Here is a 17,582-nt window from a genome sequence, read left to right on the forward strand (position 1 = left end):
CGGATAACAATCATCCGTATTCAAACTTGAAGGTGTTTTTATTTGTCTCATCTTATGGGGTCAGTCCCGGTTTCCGGGGTGTTTTGGTTATTCTGCAATCGCGTCTGTTAAAACAGGAACGACTTGTTTCTTTCTGGATACGACGCCTTTTAAAAGAGCCGTGTTGTTTTCTAAAGTCACGTTGAATGCTTTTTCCACTTTTGACGCTTGATCACCGATGGCAAGCGCAAGGGAATCGTTTTCCAGAATATCCGTAATCACGAGAAGGAACAGGTCAAGGTTCTTCTCAGCAATTACTTTTGAAAGAGCCGCTTCTAATTCCGGCTGACGCTTTTTAACATCTTCAATATCAACTGTGTTGACTTGGGCGATTTCGACTTTTTTGCTGCCGAGCGTGAACTCTTTCGCATCAAGAGAAATCAGTTCTTCCACAGTTTTTTTGCTTAAGTCGGCGCCCGCTTTCAGCATGTTTAAGCCGTACTCTTCCGCATCTACGCCGGCAATTTCAGCAAGCTCTTTTGCCGCTGCGATATCTTGCTCCGTGCAAGTCGGAGATTTAAATAACAGAGAGTCGGAAATGATTGCTGACAGCATGAGGCCCGCAATTTCTTTCTCGATTTTCACGTTATTTTCTTTGTACATTTTGTTTAAGATCGTAGCCGTACAGCCGACCGGCTCAGCACGGTAGTAAAGAGGTTCCGCTGTTTCGAAGTTGGCGATACGGTGGTGGTCGATAACTTCAAGAACCTGAACGTCTTCGATATCCTTGATGCTTTGCTGGCGTTCATTGTGGTCAACAAGGATGACGCCGTTTACTTCGTTTGCGGCTGTTTCCACCAAACGCGGGCTTTCCTGCTTGAAATAATCAAGCGCGTATTGTGTTTCGCCGTTGACTTGTCCAAGGCGGACGGGCTCAGCATTGAAGCCGAGTTTATTTTTTAGATCAGCGTAGGCAATGGCAGAGCAGATGGTATCTGTGTCTGGGTTTTGATGTCCGAAAATAAGAATTTTTTCCATAATAACTCCTTGTCCTTTTTTGTAGTGTAAACAATCTTTTTATAGTTTAACACGTCTTGAGGAGGGTGTAATCTTCAAAACCTTAAAAATTGATGTGAAAAAGAAGCATTTTTGTTGAGAGGTGGAGAGGATTGCGAGTAAAATACTGGGTAAGTCAGATGCTAATCAGCATATAGTATCAAAAAAGGTACTATGGAGGATGAAAAATGAACATATATCCGAATAAAGAAGGTTGTCCGGTTGAACTGACGCTTTCCGTTATCGGCGGAAAGTGGAAGGGTATTTTGTTTTATCATATGATCGGCGGAAAAAAGCGGTTTAATGAGTTTCGGCGCATTTGCCCCAGCATTACGCAGCGTATGCTAACGCTTCAGCTTCGCGAGCTTGAGGCGGACGGCATCGTGCATCGCGAGGTATATCAGCAGGTGCCTCCAAAGGTGGAGTATTCTCTTACCGAATTCGGCAGGTCGCTGGAACCGATCGTTTTGCAAATGAAGAAATGGGGAGATGCCAACCGGGAGTTTCTCGAGACATACCGGGAAAAAACGTCTCCTCAAGATCAGTCCGCTCAAAAATAAGAAGCAGCAAAGGATTAAATTCCTTGCTGCTTTTTTTTTATTTCATCGCGATGGCCTTTCTGGCGTTGCGCACGTCATTTTTCAGCAATTCGCTCAGGTTGTAAGCCGGATATTGACCGCGTTCTTCCATATACTCAAAGACCATTTGATGCCACTTGATGGCCGCGTTTAAGTGCTTGACGAAGACGTGTCTTAATTGAGGTGTGGCCGTCTCTGTAATGGCTCCGGCGTAATTGCGGACAGATGTTTTGGCCAGAATGAGCAGGCCGCCGCTGTAAAAGGAGGAATCAGCGCGCTCTTCTGTTTCATCCTCACGAAAGGCGGGAGCTTCAGGGAAGAAAGGAAGCAGTTCACGCAGATTTTGTTCCAGCGAATGGATGGAAAATCTGTAAAGCTGTTTTAATCTGGCATCGCTTACGTCCCGCTCTGTTCTTTTTAATTTCACAAGTCCGTTTGCCTGGAAAGCGACTAACTCGTGCAGTTCTAACGTTTCATGCCATGCTAATGTTCTCCGCTCAGTCATGGTGTAAGAATCTCCTTTATCCTTCATTTTCACTATCAGCATATGCCCCGGTCCCGATGTTGTTCCTGATGTTTTGAAGTTTCCAGAAAGGGAAACTCAATGTAAAGGAAATACGAAATAGAGGTGAAACTATATGTGGGACATGATAAAGAACTTTTTCCTTTTCAGCAGCGGGGTTTTGCAGGCGACCACTCTCTTACTTATCGTTATCGTCTTGTTATATGTACGAAAAACCAAAAAGAAAAACAGAGATACTTCTGGTTTCATGGATGATCAGGATCACTGATACAACGGGCATTCTTTCACTGGGATGTCCGTTTGTCTGTTTTCATGTTTCACATGGAACATTTGGGCTGTCCGCGCTCATTTTACTTGCGATTTCGACTTATGTTAAAATATATACGTGTATTTTGGAGAGTTTATGGAAAATTCAGGTCTTGAAAGAGACATTGCGGCGTCAAAAGAGCAGTCGTCTAAGCTGCTCTTTTCTATTCGTATGTTCGAATGATACAAGGTTTGAGGTGAGTAAGTGAAAAATACAAGGGCTCTAATAGAAGGCGCCATTTTGATCAGTATTTTTGCAATCATTTCCCTTTTGGTCGTGTACCTCCCTTTACTGGGGGCAATTCTTCTCTTTGCTTTGCCGCTGCCGATCATTCTTTACACCATTCGGCACGGTCTGAAGCCCGGGGTATGGATGGGGCTTGCCAGCCTTCCTGTCAGCTTTATTGTAAGTTCGTTTACCGGGCTTACAGGCGCTTTTACGGCGGCCTGTACGGGAATCGCCATGGGATATTATTTTAAAAAGAAACAGCCCGGCTATGCGGTTGCTGCCGGCGCTATGGCGTATGTGCTGTGCGGCGTCGTTTTTTTTGTGGTCAGCATCGTGTTCCTTAACATGAATGTGGTTGATACCACCATGTCCCAGCTTCGGGAGTCGCTGTCTGTGGCTGATACCATGTCAAAACAGCTGGGTTACGGAGACCAGTTCGGGAAGCAGATCAAGCTGATGGAAAGTCAGCTGAGCACGGTTCAATATCTTTTTCCGACAGTGCTCGTATTGACCGGCATCGTTTTTTCTTTCCTCAGTTATGCTATGGCAAGGCCGCTTTTACGGCGATTTTCCCCTGATCTTCCGAAGATGAAGCCTTTTAGAGAGCTCAAACTCCCGCAAAGCGTTGTCATTCTGTATTTTATTGTGACGATATTAGGGTTTCTGCCTTTAGAAAAAGGGCATATGCTGTATTCGGTTTCATTGAATGGGGGATTTATTCTCAGCTTGCTGATTTGTATTCAAGGATTAGCGTTTATTTTTTTCTATTGCCGCGAAATGGAGATGCCGAAAGCCGTTCCTGTATTAGCAATTGTGCTGGGGGTGCTTTTTCCGCTCATCTTGTCCGTGTATCTCCTCTTAGGCATCATTGACATAGGCTTTAACATAAGAAATAAGGTGACGCGAAATTGAGTGTGACTTACAGGTGGGGAGTTGATAGAAATGCCTAGTTTTTATGAAAAACCGTTGTTTCGGTATCCCATCTATGCATTGATTGCATTGTCAATCATCATAATTCTCATCAGCATTTACTTTAACTGGCTGATAGGAGCCATCGGCGTTGTGCTGCTCGCCGTGATCTTGTTTTTCATTAAGCGTGCGGATTCTCTGATCAGAAAAGAAATTGACGATTATATCTCCACGTTATCGTATAGATTGAAAAAAGTAGGCGAAGAGGCATTAATGGAAATGCCTATCGGAATTATGCTGTTTAATGATCAATATTACATTGAGTGGGCGAATCCGTTTTTGTCTTCCTGTTTTAATGAAAGCACGCTCGTCGGACGCTCGCTGTATGACACATGCGAGGCCGTCGTGCCGCTGATCAAGCAGGAGGTCGATTCGGAAACGATCACCTTGAATGAGCGGAAGTTTAAAGTAGTGATTAAAAGAGATGAGCGCCTGCTTTATTTCTTTGATGTGACAGAACAGATTCAGATTGAAAAGCAGTACGAAAATGAGAGAACCGTGCTGGCATATATCTTCTTAGATAACTATGATGACGTCACACAGGGGCTGGACGACCAAACGAGAAGCACGATGAACAGCCAGGTCACCTCATTATTAAATGCGTGGGCGCAGGAGTACGGCATTTTTCTGAAACGGACGTCCTCGGAGCGGTTTATCGCGGTGTTAAATGAACACATTTTAACGGAGCTTGAAAACGCGAAATTTTCGATTTTGGATGAAATCCGAGAAAAAACATCCGTTCACACTGTATCCTTGACCCTCAGCATCGGGATCGGCGCATCGGTTTCTTCCTTGAAGGAGCTTGGAGATCTGGCGCAGTCCAGCCTCGATTTGGCTCTCGGCCGCGGAGGCGACCAAGTGGCGATCAAAATGCCGAACGGCAAGGTGAAATTTTACGGCGGCAAAACGAATCCGATGGAGAAGCGCACAAGGGTGCGCGCCCGGGTGATTTCTCACGCGCTCAAGGAGATTGTCTCAGAAAGCAGCAATGTCATTATCATGGGGCACAAATTTCCTGATATGGACGCAGTCGGAGCCGCAATCGGAATATTGAAGGTGGCGCAGGCCAACGGCAAAGAAGGCTACATCGTCATTGATCCGAACCAGATCGGATCAAGTGTTCAGCGTCTGATTGAAGAAATTAAAAAATATGAAGAGCTGTGGTCGCGGTTCATCACGCCGGAAGAGGCGATGGAAATTTCAAATGACGACACGCTGCTTGTCGTCGTTGATACACATAAACCGTCCCTTGTGATGGAAGAGCGTCTCGTGAACAAAATCGAGCACATCGTTGTGATTGACCACCACCGCAGAGGCGAGGAATTTATTAAAGACCCGCTGCTCGTTTATATGGAGCCATACGCTTCATCCACCGCAGAACTCGTGACGGAGCTGCTTGAATACCAGCCGAAGCGGCTCAAAATCAATATGATTGAAGCGACGGCCCTGTTAGCTGGTATAATAGTGGATACGAAGAGCTTTTCCCTTCGCACGGGCTCGCGGACGTTCGACGCCGCTTCTTATTTGAGAGCGAAAGGCGCAGATACGGTTCTGGTGCAGAAAGTTCTCAAAGAATCGGTCGGTTCTTATATCAAGCGGGCGAAGCTGATCCAGCATACGTCTCTTTATAAAGAACATATCGCGATTGCTTCTCTTCCTGAGAACGAAGAGGAGTACTTTGACCAGGTGCTGATTGCGCAGGCGGCTGATTCCCTCTTATCGATGAGTGAAGTGGAAGCTTCATTTGCGGTAGCCAGACGGGATGAGCATACGGTGTGCATCAGTGCGAGATCGCTGGGCGAGGTCAATGTGCAGATTATTATGGAGGCGCTGGATGGCGGAGGGCATTTAACCAATGCGGCAACCCAGTTATCGGGCATTTCTGTCTCAGAAGCGCTCGTCCGGCTGAAGGAAGCCATTGATGAATATTTTGAGGGAGGCGTTCAGAGATGAAGGTTATTTTCTTACAAGATGTAAAAGGTAAAGGAAAAAAAGGCGAAGTGAAAAACGTAGCAGACGGTTATGCACATAACTTTCTCATTAAAAAAGGCCTCGCTGTCGAAGCAAATGCGACAAACATCAGCGCATTGAAAGGACAGAAAGAAAAAGAGAAAAAAGAAGCGATTGCCGAGCTTGAAAGAGCCAAAGATTTGAAAGAAACGCTTGAACAGCTGACTGTTGAGCTGAGTGCCAAATCCGGTGAAGGCGGCCGTCTATTCGGATCTGTCACAAGCAAACAGATTGCAGAAGCGCTGCAAAAAACGCATAAGATTAAAGTGGATAAACGGAAATTGGAGCTCCAAGACGGTATCCGCACACTGGGATATACAAACGTTCCTGTAAAGCTGCACCCTGAAGTTCAGGCTGTGCTGAAGGTTCACGTAAAAGAAGAAGCGTAATACACAATGAAAAACCCGCCGATCCGGCGGGTTTTTTTCATGTCAGCAGACGGCGCAGCGCAAGAAAATGATGAGATTGTTTCATTTCCGATCATCACCAGATTGCATATTATATTACATCATAACGAAGGATGTGTCGGTATGAAACGATTTTTTTCTGAAACATATTTTAATAATCCGGAGAATAAAAAGGCGCTGGAGCACTATCCGCTGATCGGTGATGGAAAAGACGGGGAAGTCTATCGCTTAACACACAACAAATGCGTAAAATACTTCTTTGAAAAAGGGACATGCAAAAAGGAATTGGCAGCTTTAAAGACCGGACAAGGTTCCCCGGTGATTCCAAGACTGTATGAATACGGAGATCGTTATATTGTGATGGAATATGTCCAAGGCACCTCTCTTGCCCGCCATATCAAACAAGAAAAATCCCTGTCCGTCAAACTGACTGCTGATATTTTAAATATGCTGGATGAATTAAAAAGAATCGGTTTTACCAGATGGGATGCCGAAATCAGGCACATTCTGATCAACGAACACGGAAATCTTAAGGTCATCGACCATAAAAGAGCTTTTTCCGCCATTACCCGGTTTCCCGTAAAACTATTAAAAGGACTGGACAAATACGGCTTGGCGGATGAGTTTTTGAACACTATAAAAAAATTAAATCCGTCACGTTACCTGGAATGGCAGCCGCACATGTAAGTTTCTGAAAATCCGCACATGTAAGTTTCCTTTTTGTAGGGTCGTCATATGATATTTGTAACATTTGTTTGGTGGAGTGTGGAAAAAATGGCAGAATACATTATGGTTATCGGCGCTCATCCCGATGATGAACTATTGGGATCAGCGGGCACCATAAAACGGCTGATCAATGAAGGATATAAAGTAATTTCCGTTATTACGGCATTAGGAAGAAAAGAAGAAGCTCATCATATTAAACAATTAGGCGAACGCGCGAATCAAGAGCTTGGAATTGAGAAAGTCATCTTTTTGGAGCACACGAATTTAGAGCTGGAATGTATCCCTCTTCATAAGCTTGTCAAAGAATTAGAGCAGCTCATTCGCGTCTATCAGCCTGATAAAATCTTTACACATCATTACGGCGATATCAATATGGACCACCAGAGAACATTCCAAGCAGTTTTAACAGCCGCCAGACCGCTTCCGAATCAAAAGCCTATCGAACTGCTTACGTTTGAAACGCTATCTTCAAGCGAGTGGGAGAGGAATACGGCTGATAAACTCTTCAAGCCTAATTACTTCGTTAACATCACAGACACAATGGATGCCAAACTCGCGGCGCTTCACCACTATGACGTAGAAATGAGGGATTACCCTCATCCCCGTTCATATGAAGGCGTAAAACATTTAGGAAAAGTCAGAGGGATGACGGCGGGTGTGGAATACGCTGAAGCTTTTGAAGTCGTGCGGAGGATCTGGAAATGATCAAGACATTTTCCGTCCCCTATCCGTATATGGTCCAGACGCTTGACCGCTACTACGGGGTCAAAACGCGCCCGCGAAAAAAGGCGGCAGTAAAGACACAGTTGAAACATGAACATCATATTCCGCGGTTATACAGGAAAAAAAAGAAGTTATCCATTTTGATTGCCACGTTTTGGGACTACCCGCACACGGGCGGTTTATCAAACTATATTAAAACGCTTAGTGAAGGCCTGAAAAAGAGAGGTCATAAGGTGGATGTCATATCCCCTAATCTGTTTCCGTCCGCACAGGTAAAAGAACTGCGGGCGGCTGTTGTTCCGAAATTAAAAGATTTCTTTAAAGACAGATATGGGGTTTATAACGATCATATTTTGAAAAATAATCGGCTGATGTTTATATACGAGCAAATGCTTCAAAAGATTCATTTGGAAAGATATGATGTGTTCCACGCTCAAGATTTATTTACAGCCAATATGTTAGGCAGGTTCAATCAAATCTATAAAAAACCTTTATTTTTCACACCGCATGGCATGTTTACTTTCAACAGACTTAAATTTCACATCTTTAAAAAAGGCTCGGTAGAAGAGATTTATTATAAAAAATTAGAGATGAAAGCCATTGAATACGCAGATCGCCTGATTATTATCAGCGATACGTTCCGCAGCCCGCTCATGAAGCTCGGAGCCGAACAGGAAGACATGACAACGGTGGTCACAGGAATCGATTACGATGCAAAAACAGGCGGGAAAAGAAAAACCCCGTTACCGAAAAATAAGATCATCATCTCGTGTATTGCAAGATTAGGCCCGAGAAAAGGTCACAAATATTTACTGGACGCACTTTCGAGAATTCCATCTGATGTACTTGAGCATGTTGAAGTGCTGATCGCGGGCGACGGAGAGATGAGGAGCGCCTTAGAGGAACAGGCTCGAAAACTGAATCTATCTATGGTTTCCTTTTTAGGAAAAAGAGATGATGTTCCCGCTATTTTGAATGTGACGGACATATTCGTACTGCCGACCATTAATGATAGTCTGCCTATTTCGATTATTGAAGCGATGTTCAGCGGCTCGGCTATCATCGCGACCGATTGCGGGGGTATTCCGGATCTGATCCGCCATAACAAAACGGGGCTTATTGTCGAGCCGGGAAATGCAAAGGTTCTTGCCCGGGCTTTAGCGTTTTTTATCACTAACAAATCTGCGCGGAAGATAGCTGCTTCAAACGCAAAGGCCTACGCAGAGAAATATTTAAGCAGTGAGACGATGATAAAAAATATCGAATCGATTTATCAAAATACCAACAGCTCGGAGGGAGATCATGAAACATGAACATGCAGCCGTTGTACTTGATTTCAGTGCAAACGGGATTGGGATCATTCGCAGCCTGGCCCGAAGAGGAATCGATGTTTACGCGTTTGACACGGAGGGACCTTATCGTATCGGAAAATCAAGGTTGGCAGATTGCGGGATATGTCCCAGCCCTTTAACACAAGAGGAAGAACTGCTGACATTTCTGACTGATTTCGGGAAGCGATTCCAAGCAAAGCCGGTTCTGTACGCAGGATCTGATGATTATGCGGGATTTATATCTAAATTCCGCGAGACATTAGCCGGCTTTTTTTTGTTTTTGCTCCCGAGCCGCTCTCTGTTAGAAACGGTCTTAGATAAAAGCAAAGCATATGAATTAGCGGTCAAGCATCACATCCCCTGCCCGAAAACCTTTTTTCCGAACAACCGGGATGAGCTGGAAGAGGCCATCGCCAATATTGACTTCCCGTGTATTTTAAAACCGGTGGCCGGCCATGAATACAGAAAAAAAGTAAACAAAAAAGCAATTGTAATGAAGGATGCCGCACAATTGCGCAAGGAGTTCAGCTCCTACAGAGAAAATGGAGAACTGCTCGTGCAGGAGATCATCCCCGGAGACAACCAGTGTTTTTATAAAGTCGCCACTTTTTATGATGACCAAATGAAATTAATGGGCCTATTCTCTCTGCAAAAGAACCATCAATTCCCTGCAGATTTTGGCGCGGGGGCCCACGTCGTCAGCAAACGGCTTCCTGATTTAATCAAGAAGACCCTGCCGTTTTTTGAAGCGATTCAGCTGAAGGGAGTAGGCATGGCGGAATTTAAAAAGGATCCCCGGGACAATGTTTACAAGTTTATCGAAATTAATCCGCGCTTTTGGCTCAGCCATAGCCTGACAGAACCGGCAGGCGTTCATTTCGTTTACATGTACTATCTGTATTTGACCGGACAACATGTGAAGCCCCAGCTCGAACAAAAAGACGGAATCAACTGGATTTATGAGGTGCGTTATTTCTTAACGTTTTTGAAGAAACGAAAAAGAGGAGAAATGACGTTCCGGGATTTTTGGAAAGGGTGTAAAGGAAAAAAAGAGTACGCTCTTTTTGCTTGGAATGACCCGATGCCATTTATCAGAAACACTTGGTCTCATCTCAAAAACAGCTGGAAACGGAAGCGGAAGGAAGATCGGCATGTATGAAAAGGATCTTTTGTATGGCGCATTTCAAAAACTGAGAATTGACGAAAAACTGTCGTATTCGTTCGGTGAAAGGGCTGCGGTGAATCCGGATGACATCACATGCCTGAAATCGACGGACAGAAGCGCCATTTATAAACTGTTTGTAAAGAAAAAATCCGGAACTGTTCCGCTGATATTGAAGGTATATAAATCTTCCCGTGAAAAAAATAAGGTCGAGATTAATATATACGGGAAAGCCCGTTCCGTTTTAGGGGATTTGCTGCCGGACATCTATCTTATAGAAGAAAGTGACCATGAAACGTGGATATTTATGGAGTTTGTCAGCCAGATCAGGGGACAGCTTACATTTCACCCGAAGCATTTCAAGTATATTATTCCGTCTGTCGCAGAATTGCACAGCCGCACCTTTGAAAACAAGAATATTTCTGACGGTAAATGGCGGTCGTGGCTGCCGGTATATGAATCGGAAACCATGAGAAAAGGGCGTAAAAAGCAGATCAAAAAGACAGCGGAATTATTGGATAGGGCTCTTAAAGATGAGCGCACAAAAGATATCGTGAAGCCTCATTATCGGCAAATCACAAACTTGCTTGAGCAGGAGGAGCCGGATTTTTTCCCTGAATTGATACAAAACGGCTCAGCCATCACACACGGTGATCTTCATATGCAGAATATCTGCACCCACGATGCGTCCGGGCATGAACCGTGGGATATTCAATTCATCGATTGGGAATCCGCAAAATACGCGCCGGTTTGGTTTGATATGACGGTGCTGGTTGAAATTCTGCTTGGTTTCAGAAAAGATTGGAGCCGGCACGCAGAAGATATTCGGACGTATTGCGTAAAAGTGTATACGAAAGAAATGAAAAAGCGGGGCATTCATTTTCAGACCCCTCCTATGACGCTTTATAAAATGGCTTATTTGCAGAGAACACTTGAAAAAGGGCTTCATACCCAATTGCGGAGAATCTTCGACAATCGGGGAGGAGAACTGCTGCCGTATCATGTTGACAAAGTGTCAAAATGGGGACGGGAATTAGGATTATAAGTTTGAGAGAGGGGGAGCGGATTTGAAAGAAGAGATCGGCAAGCCGAACGGTCTGGTGCCTCTAGCCTTATTGCGCGTCATGGATCAATTTTACGGGATCGAACATCAAAGTGAGCCAGAGATGCTGTATTCGTTCTGTGCGGAAGGAAAAAGCTCCCCTAAACGAAAAAAGCCATTGCGTATTCTGTACGCAACTTTTCTCCGTTACCCGAATGTCGGAGGGTTGGCGAGTTATATCACATCAATTAAGACGGGTTTTGAGCGCATCGGTCATCAGGCGGATGTCATCTCGCCGCTCCAAATGCCGCCATCTTTTTTTCAGGAAGATATCCCGCGGGCCGCTGACGAGATCAGAGCGTTTCTTGTTGGCAGATACGGCGCCGCAAACGAAAAGTTTGTGAAGAATCTCAGCTATTTACATGTCTTTCAAAGATTTTTGAAGGAGAAAGACTTAGAACAATATGACCTGTTTCACGCGCAGGATTTATTTGCGGTATTTTTGCTGGGATACCTTAATCAAACGTACCAGCGTCCTCTTTTTTTCACGCCGCACGGACATTTTACGAAAAGCCGGATGAAGTTTCATAAAATCCAAAAGGGTTCAATAGAAGAGGCATATTTCAGTGAAATAGAAAGGCAGGGTATTCGGGCTTCGGATAAAATCATTACAATCAGCGACTCCTTTCACGAGCCCTTGCTGGAGTACGGAGCGAAGGAGGCCCAGCTGAAGACTGTTCATACCGGTATTCACATTCAGGATGCCCCTGAGTCAAAACGTGCTGAAAAGCTCGTGATCGCGTGCGTTTCCCGTCTGACCGAGCGAAAAGGACATGATGTGATGCTGGACGCTCTCGCCCGCATCCGGCACCATTTATCCGGAGTTGATATATGGATCATCGGAGACGGAAACATGAGAGGGTTTCTGGAAGAGAAGAGACGGAAACTGGGCCTCTCAAATGTGTTTTTCCTCGGAAAACGACGTGATGTGCCGGCGCTTTTGGCTGAATCATCTATATTTGTCCTGCCGACATTGAATGATAATTTCCCTATAGCGATCATCGAAGCGATGTTCTCAGGTCAAGCCATTGTCGCAACTGACTGCGGAGGAATCCCTGAGATGATCCGGCATGAGGCCACAGGGCTTATTTGTCAGCCCGGCAACAGCCGCGAACTTGCTGATGCTCTCGTAATGCTGATTACGGATCAGTCTCTCAGGGAACGGCTTGGAAAAGAAGCGCGCTCCTATGCCGGCCGGCATCTGCGTCAGGAACTGATGGTTTCAAAAATAGAAAGTATTTATCAATCATTTTTCTGAATGATACCGGCGCCGCATGGCAGGTGCTTCAAGAGCAAAATAAAGAGGCCGGCGTTTAACTATCCAGCCTCTTTCCGAACTATTTTTTCATCTCATACAGAGTCTGCTGACTTTGTCCGCCCGGGCCGCCCGTCATTCCTTTCCGGGCTGAGCTTGTTTTTCCGGTGCTGTATGGGTCAGCTGAGATTTTTGTGCCGTTCTTTTTCCTCCATGAGACAAGCTTCGTATTGCCTGAATTGTTTCCGGATAATAAGAAATATTTCACTTTTCCTTCGTCAACAAGTTTTTTCAGCTGTGAGACGGTTAAAATCGGATCGGTTCCGTTCAAAGAATGTTTTGCCAAAATTTTCTTCACAAAAAAAGAGGCGGAAAGCCATCGCTTCCGCCTCCCGCACATATATATGAGAGAGCAGCCTTTATTTGTGATCGTTCTCTTTTTGGACTTCAGCTAATTTGGCAAGCAGAATGTGCTGAGGCATGTGCATGATTCTCTCAAGCGGCATATTCAGTGATTCTGCGAGCTTTTGCGCCGTTTCGGCGGAAATTTGCAGCGGTTTCATGTGATCACTCCTTCCGTTTCTTTATTGTACTAAAATCAGAAATCTATCGTAAGAGGATATGACAAAGGAATGGAGGTTTGAAAAGCGGGGCTTTATAACAGAATGGGGGAGGTTTTTTATGCAATCGCCATTGATGTTATTACAGCTGAAGCTGGCTGATTATCAGAAAAAAGCCGCAGAACTGCGGACAATTGACGAATTTATTATACTGAAACAGACATTGCAGGACATGATGAAAGTATTCGCCGCCTGTGAAGAATGGGAGCTGTATCAAAAAACGGCCGATCTCATGGCGCAGACGGTGCTGCACATCCGTTTCATCGAATAAGAAAAGCCCTCGCTCGGGCGAAGGCTTTTCTTAAAAGGACCGTTCTTCTTCAATGTTTTTATGCTGATCATAAATGACAAGCTTAGACGGGCTGTTCTCTTTAGCCGTCTGCTCCGCTTTCTCGATCGCCGCGTCCTTTGATGTATAAAGAGCCGTCGGCGCCACATTTTCCACCTTCACAAACCATCCGTCCGCATCAACACTGGGTGTTACTGCATATGTTTTCATCCTTCTTACCTCCTGGTTTCGATTTATTTATTTGTTTCCCGGCATTCGGAATGGCGAAACACGCAGCCGCTGTTTGACAAATACAGGGAAAGTGATGTTTTTCTATTCTTTTTCTTGAGAAATGGTAAAATGGAGTTTGGATATTTTTTAAGGAGAGGACGGTGCTTAGCATGACAGACCTTCTGAATGATCGGCTGCCGCCGCAAAACATAGAAGCTGAGCAGGCCGTGTTAGGTGCTGTTTTTTTACAGCCGTCTGCGTTAACACTGGCTTCTGAAGTGTTGATTCCGGATGATTTCTACAGAATGTCACACCAAAAAATTTACAATGCCATGCTCGTGCTCGGAGACCGCGGTGAACCGGTTGATTTGGTCACGGTAACGTCAGAGCTTGCGAATACCGATTTGTTAGAAGAGGTGGGAGGCGTCTCTTACCTGACGGACATCGCGAATTCCGTTCCGACAGCGGCTAATATAGAATATTACGCGAAAATCGTTGAGGAAAAATCCATTCTCCGCCGTTTAATCAGAACGGCGACCTCAATCGCTCAAGACGGGTATACGCGCGAGGATGAAGTTGAAGATTTATTAAGCGATGCGGAAAAAACGATTATGGAGGTCGCGCAGCGAAAAAATTCGGGCGCCTTCCAAAATATCAAAGACGTGCTTGTGCAAACATACGACAACATAGAGCAGCTTCACAACCGGAAAGGCGATATTACCGGGATTCCGACTGGTTTTATTGAGCTTGACCGGATGACGGCGGGGTTTCAGCGGAATGATTTGATCATTGTCGCGGCCCGTCCGTCTGTGGGGAAAACGGCATTCGCCTTAAATATTGCGCAAAACGTGGCCACCAAAACGGATGAGAGCGTCGCGATATTCAGTCTTGAGATGGGTGCCGAGCAGCTTGTCATGCGTATGCTCTGCGCTGAAGGGAATATTAATGCCCAAAATCTCAGAACGGGAAATCTGACGGAAGAAGATTGGGGCAAGCTGACGATGGCGATGGGAAGCCTGTCAAACAGCGGTATCTTTATAGATGACACCCCCGGCATCCGCGTCAGCGAAATCCGTTCAAAATGCCGCAGACTGAAGCAGGAGAACGGATTGGGCATGATTTTAATTGACTACTTGCAGCTCATTCAGGGAAGCGGCCGTTCAAGCGACAACCGCCAGCAAGAGGTATCGGAAATTTCACGGGCGCTAAAAGCGCTGGCGCGGGAGCTTGAAGTCCCGGTCATCGCCCTGTCTCAGCTCTCCCGGGGTGTTGAGCAGCGGCAGGATAAACGTCCGATGATGTCAGATATCCGTGAGTCGGGAAGTATTGAGCAGGATGCCGACATCGTCGCCTTCCTGTATCGTGATGATTACTATGATAAAGAATCCGAAAACAAAAACATCATCGAAATCATTATTGCCAAACAGCGTAACGGCCCGGTGGGCACCGTCTCACTGGCTTTTGTGAAAGAATACAATAAGTTCGTAAACCTGGAAAGGCGCTTTGATGACGGCGGTGTTCCGGCAGGTGCGTAAAGCCTCAAGCAATGTCTTGAGGCTTTTTTTCATCCGAAAGAATGAGAGAATGCCGTCCGTTCGGCAGACGAAAAAAAGAAGGCGCTTTTATATAATGGCATTAAGGGAGGGATGATGATGACAATTGAATTTCCGCAATTTCAAGCGGCGCAAATCCGGATTGCCCGGCCGACCGGACAGCTCAAAGAAATCATCAGGTTTTATGAAGAGGGCCTCGGGCTGAAGAGGGTCGGCAGCTTTTCCGGACATGAGGGCTACAGCGGCGTCATGTTCGGCCTGCCCCATACGCAATATCACTTAGAATTCACCGAAGAAACCGGCGCGTCTCAGCCGGCGCCCGTTCCGCACGGCGACAGCCTGCTTGTCTTTTACATCCAGGATCAGCAGGAGGTCATCCGCATCAGCACGAAATTAAAGCAGATGGGATATGAGGAGAAAGCACCCGAAAACCCGTACTGGGAAGAAAAAGGCGTGACCATCGAAGATCCTGACGGCTGGCGGGTCGTCCTGATGAATACAAGTGGCATATAAATGACTGTCTGAAGAACCCTGATTACGGGTTCTTTTTCTTGTTAAAGCATGAAAGTTTCGGGAGTAATAGATAGCAAATGAAAGAGAAAACGCTTTTAATCATGTTTAAGGCGAACAAATATAGATTGATAAGATTTAAATGTTCGGATTTACGATTGACTTTCTGTTTCGGCACTGATACACTTAATTTGTTTGAATGAGATATCGTTTTGAAAGGTTAACGGAGGTGCACGGATATATGTCTTCAGTAGTCGTAGTAGGTACGCAGTGGGGCGATGAAGGAAAAGGTAAAATTACAGATTTCCTATCAGAAAATGCAGAAGTGATCGCACGTTATCAAGGCGGAAACAATGCAGGACATACCATCAAGTTTGATGGCGTCACGTACAAGCTTCATTTAATCCCATCAGGAATTTTTTATAAAGAAAAAGCGTGTGTCATCGGGAACGGAATGGTTGTTGATCCGAAAGCGCTCGTAACGGAGCTTGCGTATCTTCATGAACGCAATGTGAGCACGGATAACTTGAGAATCAGCAACAGAGCCCATGTCATTCTTCCATACCATCTGAAACTGGATGAAGTAGAGGAAGAACGCAAAGGGGCCAACAAGATCGGCACAACGAAAAAAGGCATCGGACCTGCTTATATGGACAAAGCGGCGCGGATCGGCATCCGGATCGCAGACCTGCTAGATCGTGACGTGTTTGCAGAAAAGCTTGAACGGAACCTTGAAGAGAAAAACCGTCTGCTGGAAAAAATGTATGAAACAGAAGGCTTCAAAATTGAAGATATTCTGGATGAGTATTATGAATACGGCCAGCAGATTAAAAAGTATGTATGCGATACATCCGTCGTCTTAAATGACGCGCTGGATGAAGGCCGCCGCGTTTTATTTGAAGGCGCTCAAGGGGTTATGCTTGATATTGACCAAGGGACATACCCGTTTGTCACTTCATCCAACCCGGTCGCCGGAGGGGTGACGATCGGTTCAGGCGTAGGCCCGACAAAAATCCAGCACGTCGTCGGTGTATCTAAAGCGTACACAACCCGTGTCGGTGACGGTCCTTTCCCGACTGAGCTGAAAGATGAAATCGGGGATCAAATCCGTGAAGTCGGACGCGAATACGGCACAACGACAGGCCGTCCGCGCCGTGTCGGCTGGTTTGACAGCGTTGTTGTCCGCCACGCCCGCCGCGTCAGCGGAATCACAGATCTTTCTCTGAACTCAATCGATGTGCTGACTGGCATTGAAACATTGAAAATCTGTGTCGCTTACCGCTACAAAGGTGAAGTGATTGAAGAATTCCCGGCAAGTCTGAAAGCTCTCGCAGAGTGTGAACCGGTATATGAAGAAATGCCTGGCTGGACGGAAGATATCACAGGCGCAAAAACATTAAGCGATCTTCCTGAAAATGCGCGCCATTATCTGGAACGCGTATCTCAGCTGACAGGTATTCCGCTTTCTATTTTCTCTGTCGGTCCCGACCGTTCACAAACGAACGTCATCCGCAGTGTATACCGCGCTAACTAAGAATTTGCAGCAAACAAGCCTCCGGTCACGGAGGCTTGTTTTTTTATGTAGGAAAAAAATAATAGATTTTTTTCAAAAAAGTAGTTGCCACTTTCGAATGTTCTATGATATTATAAATCTCGTTGTTACGGAACAGCTTCAATAGAGTACTGCAAGAAAGCTTTTGTCTGAATGCTCTATGATACATAATCCGACACATCAGGAGCCATTAGCTCAGTTGGTAGAGCATCTGACTTTTAATCAGAGGGTCGAAGGTTCGAGTCCTTCATGGCTCACCACTTTTTATGGCCCGTTGGTCAAGCGGTTAAGACACCGCCCTTTCACGGCGGTAACACGGGTTCGAATCCCGTACGGGTCATTGATTTACTTTAGCGTTATTGCTAACTCCTTATTTGTCCTCGGAGGGCCGCCACGATACGGCTCTCCGGACAAATTACTGTAAGGTCCGGTAGTTCAGTTGGTTAGAATGCCTGCCTGTCACGCAGGAGGTCGCGGGTTCGAGTCCCGTCC

Annotated in this window: 19 protein-coding genes, 2 tRNA genes and 1 pseudogene; 17 read left to right on the top strand and 5 right to left on the bottom strand. The window is 45.6% G+C overall.

Features of this window, described 5'->3' with window-relative positions; genetic code table 11:
* Positions 1-87: 87 nt before the first annotated feature.
* Positions 88-1,017 (bottom strand): manganese-dependent inorganic pyrophosphatase, encoded by a 930-nt coding sequence (locus BGM27_RS10230; protein WP_004393053.1) that lies wholly within the window; start codon positions 1,015-1,017, stop codon positions 88-90.
* 206 nt (positions 1,018-1,223) lie between these two features.
* On the opposite strand from BGM27_RS10230, the gene BGM27_RS10235 reads away from it, so the two are divergent.
* Complete coding sequence (locus BGM27_RS10235; protein ID WP_004393054.1) at positions 1,224-1,595, top strand: winged helix-turn-helix transcriptional regulator; 372 nt, start codon at positions 1,224-1,226, stop codon at positions 1,593-1,595.
* A 37-nt stretch (positions 1,596-1,632) separates the two neighbouring features.
* On the opposite strand, the gene BGM27_RS10240 is transcribed toward BGM27_RS10235, so the two are convergent.
* Entirely contained in the window at positions 1,633-2,118 is a 486-nt protein-coding gene (locus BGM27_RS10240; RefSeq protein WP_007407913.1) for a spore coat protein, read from the bottom strand.
* Positions 2,119-2,251: 133 nt separating this feature from the next.
* Between BGM27_RS10240 and BGM27_RS10245 the strand changes: the two genes are divergently transcribed.
* The 10 genes from BGM27_RS10245 (at position 2,252) to BGM27_RS10290 (ending at position 12,359) form a co-directional block, all read left to right on the top strand.
* Positions 2,252-2,404: a hypothetical protein gene (locus BGM27_RS10245; protein WP_004393059.1), complete on the top strand. Its 153-nt coding sequence runs from the start codon at positions 2,252-2,254 to the stop codon at positions 2,402-2,404.
* Positions 2,405-2,647: 243 nt separating this feature from the next.
* Positions 2,648-3,583: a YybS family protein gene (locus tag BGM27_RS10250; protein ID WP_007615002.1), complete on the top strand. Its 936-nt coding sequence runs from the start codon at positions 2,648-2,650 to the stop codon at positions 3,581-3,583.
* A 30-nt stretch (positions 3,584-3,613) separates the two neighbouring features.
* The gene (locus tag BGM27_RS10255; RefSeq protein ID WP_007407911.1) at positions 3,614-5,593 is read left to right on the top strand and encodes a DHH family phosphoesterase; all 1,980 of its coding nucleotides are present in this window, start codon (positions 3,614-3,616) and stop codon (positions 5,591-5,593) included.
* On the top strand, positions 5,590-6,039 hold the full coding sequence (gene rplI, locus BGM27_RS10260; protein ID WP_007407910.1) for a 50S ribosomal protein L9: 450 nt from the start codon (positions 5,590-5,592) through the stop codon (positions 6,037-6,039). Before BGM27_RS10255 ends, rplI begins: the two co-directional genes overlap by 4 nt.
* 6 nt (positions 6,040-6,045) lie before the next feature.
* Complete coding sequence (locus BGM27_RS10265; RefSeq protein WP_079891422.1) at positions 6,046-6,744, top strand: kinase; 699 nt, start codon at positions 6,046-6,048, stop codon at positions 6,742-6,744.
* Positions 6,745-6,831: 87 nt separating this feature from the next.
* Positions 6,832-7,488, top strand: coding sequence for a PIG-L deacetylase family protein (locus BGM27_RS10270; protein WP_007407908.1), 657 nt, complete (start codon positions 6,832-6,834; stop codon positions 7,486-7,488).
* Positions 7,485-8,819, top strand: a complete 1,335-nt coding sequence (locus BGM27_RS10275; protein WP_007407907.1) for a glycosyltransferase family 4 protein — start codon at positions 7,485-7,487, stop codon at positions 8,817-8,819. The genes BGM27_RS10270 and BGM27_RS10275 overlap by 4 nt, the downstream gene beginning before the upstream one ends.
* On the top strand, positions 8,809-9,996 hold the full coding sequence (locus BGM27_RS10280; protein WP_007407906.1) for a carboxylate--amine ligase: 1,188 nt from the start codon (positions 8,809-8,811) through the stop codon (positions 9,994-9,996). Before BGM27_RS10275 ends, BGM27_RS10280 begins: the two co-directional genes overlap by 11 nt.
* Positions 9,989-11,044 (top strand): phosphotransferase, encoded by a 1,056-nt coding sequence (locus BGM27_RS10285; protein ID WP_007407905.1) that lies wholly within the window; start codon positions 9,989-9,991, stop codon positions 11,042-11,044. The genes BGM27_RS10280 and BGM27_RS10285 overlap by 8 nt, the downstream gene beginning before the upstream one ends.
* Positions 11,045-11,066: 22 nt before the next feature.
* Complete coding sequence (locus BGM27_RS10290) at positions 11,067-12,359, top strand: glycosyltransferase family 4 protein (protein ID WP_007407904.1); 1,293 nt, start codon at positions 11,067-11,069, stop codon at positions 12,357-12,359.
* Between the two features lie 79 nt (positions 12,360-12,438).
* Here the strand turns inward: BGM27_RS10290 and BGM27_RS10295 are convergent.
* Positions 12,439-12,690, bottom strand: a pseudogene (locus BGM27_RS10295) (mannosyltransferase YkcB-related protein); the annotation flags it as partial.
* A gap of 85 nt (positions 12,691-12,775) precedes the next feature.
* Entirely contained in the window at positions 12,776-12,919 is a 144-nt protein-coding gene (locus tag BGM27_RS10300) for a YycC family protein (RefSeq protein ID WP_007407902.1), read from the bottom strand.
* A 118-nt stretch (positions 12,920-13,037) separates the two neighbouring features.
* Between BGM27_RS10300 and BGM27_RS10305 the strand changes: the two genes are divergently transcribed.
* Positions 13,038-13,247 carry a hypothetical protein gene (locus BGM27_RS10305; RefSeq protein ID WP_015418617.1) on the top strand — a complete coding sequence of 70 codons (210 nt, stop codon included), beginning with the start codon at positions 13,038-13,040 and terminating at the stop codon, positions 13,245-13,247.
* A 30-nt stretch (positions 13,248-13,277) separates the two neighbouring features.
* Here the strand turns inward: BGM27_RS10305 and BGM27_RS10310 are convergent, their stop codons facing one another.
* Positions 13,278-13,475 (bottom strand): DUF2188 domain-containing protein, encoded by a 198-nt coding sequence (locus tag BGM27_RS10310; protein ID WP_007407900.1) that lies wholly within the window; start codon positions 13,473-13,475, stop codon positions 13,278-13,280.
* Between the two features lie 170 nt (positions 13,476-13,645).
* Here BGM27_RS10310 and dnaB point away from each other — a divergent pair, with 170 nt between their 5' ends.
* From dnaB to BGM27_RS10335, 5 genes are all read left to right on the top strand, one after another.
* Positions 13,646-15,010, top strand: a complete 1,365-nt coding sequence (gene dnaB / locus BGM27_RS10315) for a replicative DNA helicase (RefSeq protein WP_004393100.1) — start codon at positions 13,646-13,648, stop codon at positions 15,008-15,010.
* A gap of 117 nt (positions 15,011-15,127) precedes the next feature.
* On the top strand, positions 15,128-15,541 hold the full coding sequence (locus BGM27_RS10320) for a VOC family protein (protein ID WP_007407899.1): 414 nt from the start codon (positions 15,128-15,130) through the stop codon (positions 15,539-15,541).
* A gap of 238 nt (positions 15,542-15,779) precedes the next feature.
* Positions 15,780-17,072, top strand: coding sequence for an adenylosuccinate synthase (gene purA / locus BGM27_RS10325; protein WP_004393102.1), 1,293 nt, complete (start codon positions 15,780-15,782; stop codon positions 17,070-17,072).
* A gap of 202 nt (positions 17,073-17,274) precedes the next feature.
* Positions 17,275-17,350, top strand: a tRNA-Lys gene (locus BGM27_RS10330).
* Positions 17,351-17,358: 8 nt separating this feature from the next.
* Positions 17,359-17,430 (top strand) — tRNA-Glu (locus BGM27_RS10335).
* The last annotated feature ends 152 nt before the right edge of the window (positions 17,431-17,582 follow it).

This window comes from Bacillus sp. FJAT-27001 (assembly GCF_019039175.1).
GTDB classification, from domain to species: domain Bacteria; phylum Bacillota; class Bacilli; order Bacillales; family Bacillaceae; genus Bacillus; species Bacillus velezensis.